We start from the raw sequence: 15,028 nt of genomic DNA on the forward strand, positions 1-15,028 counted from the left end.
TAATCTAATCTAAAAGCCATTTGGTAAAATTTTTCCCTTCAGTTGGATGCTCCTTTCCCAAATCTACATTAGCTTTAAGAAAACCAAGAATACTTCCGCAATCATAGCGTTTTCCCTCATAGGGAAGTGCTAAAACAGTTTCTTCTTTTACTAATCCATTAATTGCATCAGTTAATTGGATTTCTTTATGTTTTTCATGGGGTAGCTTCCTGATTTGCGCAAAAATACTAGGGGTCAGGATGTAGCGTCCTACAATTGCAATATTTGAAGCAGCAAGATGCGGCTTAGGTTTCTCCACCAGATGATGTATGCTCAAAAGACTTTTATCCCAAGGTGCGCCTTGAATAATTCCATAACACTCTGAGAGTTCTTGAGGAATATTTTCTACTGCAACAATGCTATGACCGTATTGCTCATACATTTGGATTAATTGTTGGATAACTGGTGTTGTACTCGTCATTAAATCATCGGCAAGAATTACAGCAAATGGTTCATTGCAAATGATTTGTTCCACACATAAAACTGCATGCCCCAGACCAAGAGGTTTGGCCTGACGAACATAAAAACATTCCATATCAGCAGGGGTTACTGATTGAACTATAGATAAAAGTTCATTTTTATCATGAATGCTAAGTTCATCCTCGAGTTGGTATGCAAGATCAAAATGATCTTCAATGGCACGTTTATTATGGCAAGTCACAAAGATCATTTGGCGTATGCCGGCAGCATAGGCTTCTTCCACTGCATATTGAATTAAAGGTTTGTTTACTACAGGTAACATTTCTTTAGGGGCTGCTTTTGTTGCAGGCAAGAACCGCGTCCCAAGGCCGGCAACAGGAAATACTGCCTTACGTATCGGTGGAAATGATGCATTCATTGTTAATCTATCCATTTCGTAACAATTAATGTAGATTGTACGGTTCTGTAAGTATGCACTTAAAAATTTTTGATTTATATAGTTTTTATCAAATTTTTGAAAAGGTTAGGTAAGTTTCAATAAGGTTATTATGTATTCTTTAAACTGGTCATACGTTAATGGGCTGCCAAAGTCCATTGCTCGTTTTAAATGCAGCCCAGAAGATTTTCAGGTGAATGAATTTTTTGCTAGCCCATTTTCTGGAGAGGGGGAACACATTGTTCTTAGAATAGAAAAAACTGGGGTTACTACAGAAGAAGTGGTTAAATCTTTAGCAAAATTGGTGCGTAAGCCAGTAAAATCAATTGGTTATGCTGGATTAAAAGATAAGCAGGCACGTGCTACCCAATGGCTAAGTATCCATGCTCCTGGTGAGCATATTCCGGAGATTGCCCAACTTATGGCACCGGGTTGGCGTATTTTGGAATGGACGCGACATCATAAAAAATTGAGGCCAGGATTTTTAACTGGAAATCAATTTATTGTGCGTTTGCGCGAAATCTCCCATAAAGAAGATTTGCTAGAGCGCTTCGAACGAATTAAACAGCATGGTGTTCCTAATTATTTTGGAGAGCAACGATTTGGTCGTAATGCTGATAATTTACTGAAAGCCGAAAAAATGCTCGTTCAAGGACATAGAGTTAAAGACCGATTTCTTCGGGGTATTTATTGTTCTGCGGCACGCTCATGGATTTACAATCTGATTTTGTCTCGTCGTGTTATGGAACAATGCTGGAATACACCTCTGCCTGGTGATGTGATGCAGCTTAAAGGATCAAACAGTATTTTTGCTATTGATCATATTGATAATGAATTACTGCAAAGGATTAAAGATAAAGATATTTCTCCCGCGAGTCCTTTGCCTGGAAAAAGTAAAAACAAAATTAAAGATGAAGCATTGCAATTGGTTAATGAAATTTATATTGATTGGCAGCCATGGTTGGCAGGCTTGGAACATTATGGCTTAGAGGAAGATTGGCGGGCTAATATCTTACATGCAGAACAATTTACCTGTGTTATTAAGAATGATCTGGCGGAATTATCGTTTAGCCTGCCTGCGGGGTCTTACGCCACTGCGGTATTACGGGAGTTGACGCTTTATCAAAATGGATAAACGCTATATTTAGAGGTAATTTTTGTTGATTTGATTCTCGCAGCACTATTTGTTTCTATTTCTCCTTTCTACAGTCTTTTCTAAAACAACTATACTTTCTTTTATAGTGCAGGAGAAAGGATTTGTTCAATGGGTAATGAAGAACTATTCAAAACTGCGATCAAGCAGGGAAATTTAATCCAATTTGAAAGACTTTTGTCCAGTGTTGATGAAGAGTATTTTCTAATGACTGATGAAAACGGTAATACACTGGCGCATCTTGCAGCAATATACGATCAGCCTGAAATGCTGAAAATGCTTATGGCAAAGTCAGAGGAGTTCAATAGTTCAATATTAAAAACGTTCAATGATAATGGATTCACTCCTATAGAGTGTTGTTATTTACATTCATCAATGAAGACAATGCCATTATTACAATCTAATCCCCAATTAAGCAATTCATCTAAGCTGGTTGTCTTACAGCAGTACGATAAGATGAAGGGATTACCCCCAGGTGGTTTCCGTAGGGAGGGACTTGGTAAAATTGCCATCGTTGCGAGTGCATTAGGCGATGTAATGGCATTACAGATTCTTTTGGGCATAACACGAGATAAAGAAAGTTTACTTCGCCACCAAACAAAAGATGGCTGGTCTTGTGTGCATTTCGCTGCATATAACAATCGAGTAGATGTACTTAAATTATTTCCTGAAGAATTCGTTGTAAAAGTGACGGACAATCAGGGGAATAATCCTCTTATGGTTGCTGCTGGGAGAGGAAATTTAGAAGTTGTTGAATATTTACTTCAAAGCGGTTGTGACCCACACCAAAAAAATAAGCTTGGGGAAAGTGCAGTCACGTTTGCGGCTGAAAACGGACAATTAGATGCACTTAAACTTTTGGAAAAAGTGGGTGCTGACCTCGCAGTAGTGAATGATAGGGGTGAAAATGCCTTGTTCTTAGCTGCAAAAAATGGACATTTGGCATGTGTTTCTTATCTGTTGGAACGTGGTTTACTTGCAGATTTGAAAAACAATCAAGGTAAAACAGCTTTTCAACTTGCGCTTGAGTCATCTCAACTTGAGATCGCTGGTTTACTTGTGGCACAGAGCACTGCAAATGAAAAAGATCAAGCTTTAATTGATGCCGTAAGAAGAGGAGATTTAGTATCAGTACAATGGTTAGTGGAACACGGTGCTTCTTTATCTGCTACAGATAAATCCCAAATGACTCCTATGCTATTAGCGGCACATTTAGGTAATATAAAATTAGTCGATTATTTTCTTAGTCTGGATCCTTCACCCGTTCATGATGAGGATAGTGAGGGTGATAACGCTTTATTCGTAGCAATAAAAAGTCGTCAGGATTTTCTAGTTGAACATATAGTCGCTCGTGGTCTTTTTCCACTGGAAGAAAGAAATGCCAAAGGAAAAAACCCTTTGTTAGCAGCAGCTGAAGTTAATTCCGATGTATTGGTCGAGTTCCTCCATAAAGAAGGTGGTTCATTGGAGGCTCAAGATAATGAGGGAAATACCGCTTTTCATTTGTTATTGGCCAAAGGATATTTGGGTGATGCCATGAGTTATTTTCATACTCATAGTCCTGCTTTGATACTAAAAAAAAATCATAAAGGAGAATCACCCTTACACACAGCAATAATCCATAAGCGAACTTATGAAATAGAGAAAATGCTTGGTTTAGTTGCTTTAGAACCTAAGATAAAAAAGGAGTTCATTGAAGCAAAAGATGAGCAGGGAAATACCCCTTTGCTGTCAGCTGTAGCGTGCCAAAATTTTGAGGCAATCCCATTACTTTTGGCAGGGGGAGCTGATGTTTTGGCCAAAAACGATAAAGCTCAATCGGTCATCACCATCGCTCCATTAAATACGTTTCCACAGGAAACCCTCAAATTTTTTTTTGAAGCGCATCAGATTGATTATAGGGAATATAATGGTCGACGCAGACTTTATTTTATCTTTGGTGGAGAAAAGTTGAATGAGGTTCTTAAGTTTCCTAATGCGGATGTTCAATTTGGTTCTGGCTTATTTGATGAAGGGGTTCAGGTTCTTAATGTCTATTTAAAGGCGTTTATTCATGAGAAACATCCAGAATATTCTCTACAGTTCGAACACTTATTAGGTGTGTTAGATAAACTCCAATCTGATGCAACAGTTGGGAATATATTAAATCGCCTCAGTAGGGACAGTATGGCTTTTCAGGCAACTGGTTTTAAGGGGCATGGCGTTCTTGCCACTTTAAAAGATTTGCCAGATGGAAGGATGAAGCTCTCGCTTGCTGAACGAGGTGCTCGCGTAGGGGGAGCTCCCTTTTTAAATGATGAAAACAAGAAATTTGCGGCGGTCCGATCAATTATTGTGCCAAAGGAAAAACGTGAGGAAGTGATTCAGCTTTTATATCAAGCAAAAAATGAATCTCAGGCAAAAGGAGTGAATATCCTCTTTAACCAAATACCGGAGATTGTGGGTGAGCCCTATCAGTTTTCTTCCATTTACCAGAAAAAATTCATGGATATTTGTTTTTACAGTAATCCCAAAACAGGTTTGTATGAACAATTTATTGAGATTCTTGGACCAGAGAATGGCAAATCCTTTTATAAGGAATTTGAACTTTATATGCGCGAACAGGAGTTAGATCGATATAAAGAACTCCGTCGACTAGCACACCCAGATGAAAACCTACAAGAAAATCCAATTATTGTTAAAGCACAGGAACTTATTGATAAAAGACATGAGACACTTATATCGTCTGCAACACAAAACCTCCATACTTAGGGTCTATTTACAATTCTAGTTTCTTGGTCAAAATCTTCCATTTCAGTGCAAAACCGCAGCATCTACCTTAAGATAGCAAATTGTAAACAAACCTTATGAAGGCGAGTTCTAAAATAGCATAACCTGATAGATAAAATTGATCTTTTTATCAAAGCAAGCTATGTTTAAATGGGGAAGTCCGATTTATACACAGCTTATAAGGGTGTACTATGAACAATCAGATATCAGATCCACATGGACTGAGATCTTTTGGGCTTCAGGATGATTTGCTCATACTGAGTAAGATATATTCTTTAACTCAGTTAATGTACGTAGATATTTCAAAACAAGAAATTATCAAAGAAATAATCGAACGCTGGAAAATATTGAAAGAGTTTAGTGAAATTGGCTCAAAAAGATAAATAGGACAAGAGCATGCCAGTAATTGCGTTACAAGGAATCCGTGGAGGGATAGGTGTAACCTCCATTGCTGCGGGCCTGGGTTGGGCTTTAGCGCAATTGAAGGAGTCAGTATTGGTAATTGATTTTACAACGGATAACTTATTGCGCTTGCATTTTAATATGCCGTTTGAACAGGCAGAGGGCTGGGCGCGCACTTATCATGACCACGGTGATTGGAGTGAAAGTATTCACTCTTATAACAAACGCCTGAGTTATTTGCCTTTTGGGAAAATAACCCAAACTGAGCGTATTAACTTGGAAAATGAACTCCAGAAAGATCCTGATTTTTGGAAAAATAATATAGATAATTTAGTCACAAGAAATGATTACCGCTGGATTTTACTTGACCTGGCCTCTGATACTACCTTACTCACTCAACAGGTATTGGACAGAGCAGATATCGTATTCTTATTGTTAAACCCAGACATCAACTGTCACATTCGTTTGCATCAGCAAAAAAATCCAGAGCAGTGTTATTTTTTAATGAATCATTATTCTGCAGCCAAGTTATTGCAAAAAGATTTATATGAGTTATGGCAAAGGCTGTTAACACATTTTTTACCAATAGTACTTCATAGTGACGAGGCACTTGCAGAAGCGCTCGCATCTAAAAAACCTGTAGGAGAATGTCACGCACATAGTTTAATAGCTCAAGATATAAATGCTTTAGCTAAATGGTGCATGAGCAATGATTTTGGAACTACAAAATGAGCAAGATCCTGCATTTGCTTTTGTCACACCCTGCATATAAAAAAGTTGAAAGGATTTACCAAGGTTTTTTTCATCATCAAACTTCATTTTTTACTACGATTTGTATTATTTTACTCCAAATAACCGCATGGACTTTTCTACGATTGGAATCACCCCGTTGGCAATGGGTGCGAAGGAATCATTACGCTTGGTTTCCACATATTTCCCGAAAACATCCTCGTCCAGGAGACATATTTCGTTATTTCATTCAAAGCCTGTGGCTTATTGTGTTTTATACAGAACAAAAAAGAAGAACAAGTCACAATTTTTTGCAAAGAGGTATTAATTATTATTACTCTTGGATAGAAGGACTGCCGGATAAGATCGAAGAGAACAAAGTAGCAGAACACACTGCGAAGCGTTTTAACCAAACAAAAAGTATTGTACGCCGTGTGTTGTTTATTATATTAGGCATTTTTTCAGTCCTATTATTATTGATTTGCATTACCCAGCCGTTTCAACCACTGGCACAATTAATTTTTGTGATACTTCTATGGGGAATGGCAATGAGTATTCGTAAAGCTCCTGGTCAAGTAGGAACTATTATGCTGGTTGTCCTCTCTGTGATTGTTTCATGTCGCTATTTATGGTGGAGGTATGCCTATACTTTAGTATGGGATGATACAGAAAGTGCTGTTTTTGGAATCTTGCTTATCTTTGCTGAAACCTACATTTGGCTGGTTATGATATTAGGATACTTTCAAAGTATTTGGCCACTACATCGTAAGCCGGTACCACTACCTGCTGATCAGTCTATGTGGCCCACTGTAGATATCATGATCACTACTTACAATGAAGAATTAAGTATATTAAAACCTGGCGTTTACTCGGCTCTGGGCTTGGATTGGCCTAAAGAAAAACTGAATATCTATATTCTGGATGATGGAAACCGTCCTGAATTTAAAGCATTTGCCGAGGAAGCAGGAGTACATTATATAGCACGTCCCTCTCATGAACATGCAAAAGCAGGCAATATTAACTATGCTCTAAAACAAACACATGGTGAATTGGTAGCAATTTTTGATTGCGACTTCATAATTACCCATCCTTTTTTACAATTGACTGTGGGCTGGTTTTTAAAAGATCACAATCTTGCGATTTTACAAACCCCGCATCACTTTTTTTCACCTGACCCTTTTGAACGCAATTTGAAATCGTTTCGAAAAACACCCAATGAAAGTGCTTTGTTTTATGGTGTGGTACAAGATGGGAATGATACATGGAACGCAACTTACTTTTGTGGATCGAGCGGCATCATGCGCCGCTCTGCATTGGAAAAAATTGGTGGCCTGGCAGTAGAAAGCGTTACCGAGGACGCACACACCTCCTTGCGACTTCAGCGTCTTGGTTATAATTCTGCTTATATTCGTATTCCATTGTCAGCAGGCTTGGCAACCGAAAGTCTTGCAGGTCACGTAAGCCAGCGTATTCGTTGGGCACGCGGTATGGTACAGATTTTACGTATGGATAATCCCTTGTTCGGTAAAGGGTTAGCCTTTGGACAACGCCTTTGTTATTTTAATGCCATGTTGCATTTTCTTTCTGGCATTCCTCGGTTAATTTTTTTCATCACGCCAGCGGCGTTTTTGATTTTAAATGCGTATGTAGTCTATGCATCTGGGGTTATGATACTACTTTATGCTGTACCTCATATTGTTCATGCAGTATTGACTAATAATCAAATTCAAGGTCGGTTTCGTCATTTTTTATGGAATGAAATCTATGAAACAGTAATGGCTTGGTATATTGCGGTTCCTACAACTATGGCTTTAATCAATCCATATAAGGGAAAATTTAACGTGACGCCTAAAGGGGATATTATTTCAGAAGAGCATGTAGATTGGCTGACAGCACGACCGTATATCGTCTTATTGTTTATTAATATTGCAGGTTTAATCACGGCCGCTTTTCGATTGACTGTGGACCCCGCTGCTACAATTTTAGCTGTTCTTATTACTTCAGCCTGGTCTTTATATAATATAGCTATTCTTGGGGGTGCGCTGGGAGTAAGTATTGAGGCAAGACAACGACGTAGAGCGCCTCGCGTGACATTTATTATGCCAGCAGCAATCATGCGATCGGATGGACATGTATATCAATGCATCCTTAAGAATTATTCTGATAGAGGAGTAGGTATACAAATGGAGGAGCAAGACTTGTTTCATACAGGAGAAGAGATAACTCTTCTCCTCAAACGAGGAAAAGACGAATTTGCTTTCCCTGGAACTATTGCCTTTACATTTTATCGCAATGCGGGTATCAAGTTACATGAGCTATCTCTCAGGCAAAATATCGATTTTATTCAATGTACTTTTGCGCGCGCTGATGTTTGGTCATTATGGCAAGAAGAATTTAGTCAGGATAAGCCCCTGAAAAGTATGCGTGATGTATTTGCACTGGATTTGCGTGGTTATTACGATATCATAGAATTTACACCCAGTAGAGTTCGTAAGCTACTTATAGACTTTACCCAGGCAATTATTTGGTTGGGGACATTTTTTCCACGACGCCCTAGGCCTATACCAAAGAGCAACCTCTAGGCATCGATTGAAATTGGAATAAAATTTAAAACTAATGGATGAGATAATGATAAGAAAAATAATTTGGATTACATTACTGGTTTTTGGATTTCACTTACACGCTGCTCCTGCTGATACAACAAATCCTGGTCAGATTGCAAAACCTATATTATCTGTTCCGGCCAATGTCCCAACACGAAAAGTTAAGTTATATTTTAATAATTTAAATCAGCAGCAAGGCAATTTTACTTTAGGTAACTTTACTACAGGAAGAAATATCGAGTTTACCATGCGTAAAGATGAATTGATATTTCAAGCAGCTTTACATTTGCAATTTATCCCTTCACCCGCACTTATTCCTTTACTTTCACAACTTAAAATTTATCTAAATGACGAATTGGTCGACGTGATCCCAATTAGTACTGAGCAATTAGGTAAATTGAATTCCATAGATATACCCATCGATTCTCGTTTTATCAATGATTTTAACCGTCTCCGCCTTGAATTTATCGGTCATTATAAAGCGATTTGTGAAAATCCAGCACACAGCTCCATATGGATAGATATTGACAAGAACAGCTATCTTGAGTTGAATTTTCAAAGCTTACTTTTGAAAAATGATCTCTCACATTTTCCAGCGCCTTTTTTTGATTCACTAGATAATAATCAGTTAAATCTGCCCATTATATTTTCTGGACAACCTAATTTGGCGCAACAGCATGCTGCAGCAATTCTGGCGTCATGGTTTGGAAGTAAGGCTTTATGGCGTGGATCGATTTTCCCTGTTTCGTTTAACCAGGTGCCTACAAGAAACTCCATAGTATTTGCAACGAATACACAAAGACCTAATTTCTTGAAAAATTATAAAACAGTGCAAGCTCCTACAGTCGAAATGATAAGCCATCCCAATAATCCCTATATCAAATTACTGTTGATTTCGGGGCGTGATGATAAGGATTTAGTCACTGCTGTTCAGGGCATAGCGCAGGGTAATGTCCTTTTTCGAGGACCAAGCGTTATTATCGATAACGTAAAAATGTTAGAACCTCGAAAGCCTTATGATGCGCCAAACTGGATGCCTACCAATAAGCCAGTAACTTTTGCAAAATTAAAAGAGTTTGACGAGCAACTCCAAACAAAAGGGTTTACTCCTTATCCTGTCTCCCTTAGATTTAATGTACCGCCTGATTTATTTTTGCATCATACCAGAGGTATACACCTACTCTTAAAGTACCGTTATTCATTGCCACCGGCCGCAAGCAGGTCACAGCTGGATATTAGCCTGAATAATTCTTTTATAAAAAGTTATGTGCTGGAGCCGAAGGGAGAGAGGGCCTTTTCAGGAAATATGGCAGTAACACGTAAAGAACTCTATATTCCAGCAAAATTGGGTGCAAATAACCAATTTACCTTTAATTTTGCATATGGAACGCAAGTGGCTGGAGGAATGCAAAATGAACAATGCATCACTTATCAGGTAATTAATAATCTAGGAGTTATTGATGATGCTTCAACTTTAGATCTTTCCAATTATTATCATTATTTTGCAATGCCTAATCTAAATGCGTTCATGAGTTCAGGTTTTCCTTTTAGTATTTGGGCTGATCTGTCACAAACGGTAGTTTATATTGATCCCCAATCAAAACCTGAAGCAGTGACTTCTTTACTGAATGTTGCGGGTAACATTGGGGCAGCAACCGGTTATCCTATCCTAGCGATGACTTTGACAGATAACTGGTCGCGAGTTAAAAATAAAGATGCTGATCTTTTAATTATTGGCACCTTGCCTAAAGACCTTCGAGATAATGATGACCTTAATCTGCTGATTAATAAAACCCAAGATTGGATTAAAAAGCCTTTAAATAGAAATGCAATGCCAGACATACATCGACTGACTCCTTTCAGTGCAGCTGAAAGTAAAACTACTGTCACTGCAATGGGTTCTGTGGCAGCTATTGTCGGTATCCAATCCCCATATTATAAAAAACGCAGTATTATTGCTTTATTAGCTGAAAGTCAGCAAGGTTTTGATTTACTGAATAGGGCCTTAACTAATAATAAAAATGTGGACAAAATCTTTGGTTCAGTGGCTGTAATCCGTGACTCTGGAATTAATAGCTTACGGGTAGGTAATCAGTACTATCTGGGATATCTACCGTTTTTGGATCGCATTTGGGACTCGTTGCAAAAACATCCGGTTAGTCTAGCACTTTTATCTCTTTTGGCAGCTGTGATTATCACATTCTTGCTCTGGAATGGTTTGTTAGTGCTCATCAGACATCGTTTGAAAGGCACTCAAAAGGATAAAACGTGATTTTTAAATTAAAAATTAAGAAATGCTTATTAATTATTATTTTATTTATGTTGGGTATTTGTAATGCCATGGCAAGTACCCAATGGCCAATTTGGGAGAAATTTAAGCAGTACTACATCAGTACGGATGGACGAGTCATTGATCCACAACTTTCGGAAAGAAAGACTACTTCTGAGGGGCAAAGTTATGCATTATTCTTTGCTTTAGTTGCTCATGATCAGCCTATGTTTGATAAATTATTACACTGGACGGAAAGCAATCTTGCTGCAGGTGATTTGGGAAAGCATCTACCTGCATGGGAATGGGGACAAAATACTCAGAAAAAATGGACTGTTTTAGACCGTAATTCAGCGGCAGATTCCGACTTATGGATTGCTTATGATTTACTGGAAGCAGGGCGCTTATGGAACAATAAGCGATATAATTCTCTTGGTAAAAAGCTTCTCCAACGTATCCAGAAAGAAGAAGTAGTTCAAATTCCAGGATTTGGACTCATGCTACTTCCAGGTAGATTTGGGTTTAATTTTAAAAACTACTGGCGCCTTAATCCCAGTTATTTACCTCCTCAGTTATTTGCTCGATTTGCTCAACTCAATAGCAAATGGAATATCCTTGAGCGTAATAGCAGGCGGTTATTGTTAGAAACTTCCCCCAAAGGATTTGCGCCCGATTGGGTTATTTGGAAAAAGAATCATGGCTGGCAGCCTGATCTAAAGTCTCCTAATTTAGGTAGTTACAATGCGATTCGTGTTTATCTTTGGGTAGGGATGTTAGCTCATGAGGCACCTCAAGCAGCAAAATTGATAAAACACTTTTCGCCTATTATTGGACTGACGCAACAATTGGGGGCTCCACCAGAGAAAATTAATATTCTGACGGGTGAAACAGAAGGCAAAGGCTCTATTGGTTTTGCCGCTGCACTGTTACCATTATTAGCAAATAATCCTTCAGAGCTTGCAGTGCAAAGACAGCGTATGGACGCAGAAGAACTGACTGCTGACAGTTATTACAGCTCCGTACTGAGACTTTTTGGTCAGGGCTGGGATCAAAATCGATATCGTTTTAACGCTCAAGGAGAATTGATATTACCTTAACAGTCCGGAGGCTGTGGCGGTCAAGTTAATTCTTTTATAACCATTCTGTTTTTACCTTCATTTTTGGCTTGATAAAGTGCTTTATCTGCTAAGGCAATTAAAGTATCAATTTGCAATTTATAATTACCTTGAGTAGAGACTATACCCATACTCAAAGTGATGTGTTTCATTATGGATTTTTTTTTAGATTTCTTATTATTAAATTGATCATTGAATGAATGACATACGCTGAGGCCTTCTTGAATAGTTTGGTTGACCAGAATGATGAAAAATTCATCACCACCAACACGAAAAATTATATCATTGGCACGACGAAATCCTTTTTTTAATAGTTTAGCAAAATAAATTAAAAAATTATCCCCGGAAGTATGCCCCAAATTGTCATTAATCAGTTTAAAGTTATCTATATCAATGGATACTAAAATTATTGAATAATGATTACGCTGCGCTTTATCCCATTCTTTCTGTAAAATAGATTGAAAATAACGCCTATTGTATAAACCGGTTAACGCATCTGTTATCGAGAGCGTTTGTAAATCATCAATTAAGCTTTCTTTTTCTCTGGATAATAGGAATATTTTATTTAATGAAGAGTGATTCATTCTTGCAGAAACGATCAACATTATTAAAAAAAATAAAAGCATAATTGCAAGAGTAATTCGCTCTCCTTTATCTATCCAATAGTTGTAGGCGATTAGTTGAATAAAGATAGGAATGACGTAGGCATAATAAGCAGGAAGATAAACAGTCAATGACGCTATTGCACCAGCACTTAATCCACCTAGTGCTAAAATAATAATAAATTCTTGTACAACTGATATGTAAGAAAACATAAGGCAGTAAAAGACTCCCCATGTAATTCCCATAATGAATGTGAGTAAAATAAAATAGATTAAAATATGGGAATTTTCGTAGTGTCCTAGCCCTTTTTTGAGAAAGTAATGACAAAAAAACCATTTAGCTGCGCTGGCCAGGATAACAGGTGATATCCATATAACTTGTTGCAAAGGAACGTTCACATACAGAAGCTCTAAAGCTAATAATATTGCTAAAACTATATTAAATGGTAGGGATCGAAGTGAGCCTTCAAAAAGAAATACGATTTCCTCTTTATGGGGTAAGGTCATTTAAAACCTCAGGTACAATCCTTTGTATTTATAGTATAGCTCACGATATTGCGCATCTAATTTGCTGCCAATTCACTGTATCCGCTTAATACGTTAAGGAATTGATGTCCATAATGAGCCAATTTATGTTGACCTACACCGGGCACTGTAAGCAACTGTTCCAAATTTTGAGGTTTTACTTCAGTCATAGCATGTAAGGTTGCATCGCTGAAAATCATAAATGGCGGTTTATTTTCTTCATCTGCCAACCGGCGTCTTAATGCACGAAGCAAGTCGAATAACGGCGTGTTTATCGTTTCAATTGGGTGTCGTTCTTTGGTTTTCTTTTTACCCCGTTTAAGATCAGTACTAGGTAACGTAAGCGAGATTTTTTCTTCGCCTTTAAGTAAAGGAATGGCTTTGGGTGTTAATTTAAGAACATTAAAATGATTCATGTCCTGTATACAATAGTCTTTATGAATGAGTTGCCAGGCCAGGTGCTTCCAGTAGTGGGCAGATTTGTCTTTACCAATGCCAAAGGTACTTATTTGTTCATGACCGTATTGTTTTATTTTATCTGAAGAACTGCCGCGCAATACGTCTATGGTATGCGTTAAACCATAATTTTGCCGTAATCGATAAATACAGGATAAGAATTTTTGCGCATCTTCTGTTGCATCAGCGGTTATTGGCGGATTTTCACAGACATCACAATATTGGCATTCCGTGTCACAAGGTTCATCAAAATAGCGTAATAAAATTTGGCGACGACAATAGGACGCTTCAGCGAAAGCAAGCATGTGGTTGAGCTTATTGGTTTCAACTCGTCTTTGTTCATCGAGTGGGTTATTAATAATCCAGGAGCGTAATCTTGCGCTATCCGCTGGGTCATAAAGTAACAGTGCTTGGGCTGGTAATCCATCGCGTCCGGCACGTCCCGTTTCTTGGTAGTAACCTTCAATATTTTTAGGTAAATCATGATGGATAACGAAACGAACATTCGGTTTATCAATTCCCATCCCAAAAGCGATCGTGGCAACAACAATATCAATACGATCATGCCTGAATAAAGTTTGGACTTCTCGGCGTTCTTTATGGGGAAGTCCTGCATGATAGGCACGAGCTTTGAAACCAATTTCTTGTAATTTTTTGGCAAGATTCTCTACGCTTGTGCGGGTCCCACAATAAATAATTCCTGATTGTTGTTCTACTGTTTGCAAAAATTGATTTAATTGCTTCACAGCATTGGTTTTAGGGACTACTTTATAATGGATATTGGGTCTATTAAATGAAGCAATGTATTTTTTGGGTGAATAGTTTAATTTATCAACGATATCCTGGCGTGTTTGTTTATCAGCAGTTGCAGTTAAAGCAATAATCGGAATATCAGGAAAATGTTTTTTTAAAATACCTAAAGCAGAATATTCGGGGCGAAAATCGTGCCCCCATTGAGAGATACAATGGGCTTCATCAATGGCAAAAAGTGCTATATGGCATTCTTGTAAGCGCTCCAGGAATGACGTACTAATTAGCCGCTCAGGAGCGATATACAGCAAATCCAATTCATCCTGATGTAATTGCATTAATACGTTTTTTGCCTCTTCACTGGTTAAAGAGGAGTTATAATATGCAGCACGAATCCCCTGTAATCTGAGTGCAGCCACTTGGTCTTCCATTAATGCAATCAATGGAGAAACAACAATACCTATTCCTGGTCTTACTATGGCAGGTATTTGATAGCATAAGGACTTTCCACCTCCTGTTGGCATTAAAACGAGAACGTCATATCCTGCAATAACATCATGAATGATGTCTTCCTGGGGTGTTCTAAACGAGTCAAAACCAAAATATTCTTTGAGTACGGCAAGTGAGTTATTACGAATTACAGGTGCTGCAAGAGTTTCCATGTGTTTATTCTTATTCTTTTCACGACCAGGAAATTTGCAATCATATCATTATCCTTAAAAAAGCAGTAGATCTCTAGCACGAATGCCTATTGCACTGA

Annotated in this window: 10 protein-coding genes; 7 read left to right on the forward strand and 3 right to left on the reverse strand. The window is 38.0% G+C overall.

Annotation, left to right across the window (positions count from 1 at the left end; translation table 11 throughout):
• Window positions 1-4: 4 nt before the first annotated feature.
• Window positions 5-877, reverse strand: a complete 873-nt coding sequence (gene galU, locus FOLKNPGA_RS05790; RefSeq protein ID WP_182352101.1) for a UTP--glucose-1-phosphate uridylyltransferase GalU — start codon at window positions 875-877, stop codon at window positions 5-7.
• Window positions 878-1,007: 130 nt separating this feature from the next.
• On the opposite strand from galU, the gene truD reads away from it, so the two are divergent.
• The 7 genes from truD (at window position 1,008) to bcsZ (ending at window position 11,917) form a co-directional block, all read left to right on the forward strand.
• Complete coding sequence (gene truD, locus FOLKNPGA_RS05795) at window positions 1,008-2,030, forward strand: tRNA pseudouridine(13) synthase TruD (protein WP_182352102.1); 1,023 nt, start codon at window positions 1,008-1,010, stop codon at window positions 2,028-2,030.
• A gap of 129 nt (window positions 2,031-2,159) precedes the next feature.
• Window positions 2,160-4,799: an ankyrin repeat domain-containing protein gene (locus tag FOLKNPGA_RS05800; RefSeq protein ID WP_182352103.1), complete on the forward strand. Its 2,640-nt coding sequence runs from the start codon at window positions 2,160-2,162 to the stop codon at window positions 4,797-4,799.
• A 209-nt stretch (window positions 4,800-5,008) separates the two neighbouring features.
• On the forward strand, window positions 5,009-5,200 hold the full coding sequence (gene bcsR, locus FOLKNPGA_RS05805; protein ID WP_182352104.1) for a cellulose biosynthesis protein BcsR: 192 nt from the start codon (window positions 5,009-5,011) through the stop codon (window positions 5,198-5,200).
• A gap of 13 nt (window positions 5,201-5,213) precedes the next feature.
• The gene (bcsQ, locus tag FOLKNPGA_RS05810; RefSeq protein WP_182352105.1) at window positions 5,214-5,951 is read left to right on the forward strand and encodes a cellulose biosynthesis protein BcsQ; all 738 of its coding nucleotides are present in this window, start codon (window positions 5,214-5,216) and stop codon (window positions 5,949-5,951) included.
• Window positions 5,948-8,530 carry a UDP-forming cellulose synthase catalytic subunit gene (gene bcsA, locus FOLKNPGA_RS05815; RefSeq protein WP_182352106.1) on the forward strand — a complete coding sequence of 861 codons (2,583 nt, stop codon included), beginning with the start codon at window positions 5,948-5,950 and terminating at the stop codon, window positions 8,528-8,530. Before bcsQ ends, bcsA begins: the two co-directional genes overlap by 4 nt.
• Window positions 8,531-8,576: 46 nt before the next feature.
• Window positions 8,577-10,823 (forward strand): cellulose biosynthesis cyclic di-GMP-binding regulatory protein BcsB, encoded by a 2,247-nt coding sequence (gene bcsB, locus FOLKNPGA_RS05820; RefSeq protein WP_182352107.1) that lies wholly within the window; start codon window positions 8,577-8,579, stop codon window positions 10,821-10,823.
• On the forward strand, window positions 10,820-11,917 hold the full coding sequence (bcsZ, locus tag FOLKNPGA_RS05825; RefSeq protein WP_255466058.1) for a cellulose synthase complex periplasmic endoglucanase BcsZ: 1,098 nt from the start codon (window positions 10,820-10,822) through the stop codon (window positions 11,915-11,917). The genes bcsB and bcsZ overlap by 4 nt, the downstream gene beginning before the upstream one ends.
• Window positions 11,918-11,937: 20 nt before the next feature.
• Here bcsZ and FOLKNPGA_RS05830 read toward each other — a convergent pair whose 3' ends face one another.
• Window positions 11,938-13,044, reverse strand: a complete 1,107-nt coding sequence (locus tag FOLKNPGA_RS05830; protein ID WP_182352108.1) for a GGDEF domain-containing protein — start codon at window positions 13,042-13,044, stop codon at window positions 11,938-11,940.
• Window positions 13,045-13,100: 56 nt separating this feature from the next.
• Window positions 13,101-14,930, reverse strand: coding sequence for a DNA helicase RecQ (recQ, locus tag FOLKNPGA_RS05835; protein WP_182352109.1), 1,830 nt, complete (start codon window positions 14,928-14,930; stop codon window positions 13,101-13,103).
• Between the last annotated feature and the right edge of the window lie 98 nt (window positions 14,931-15,028).

Source organism: Legionella sp. PC1000 (genome assembly GCF_014109805.1).
GTDB lineage: Bacteria > Pseudomonadota > Gammaproteobacteria > Legionellales > Legionellaceae > Legionella > Legionella resiliens.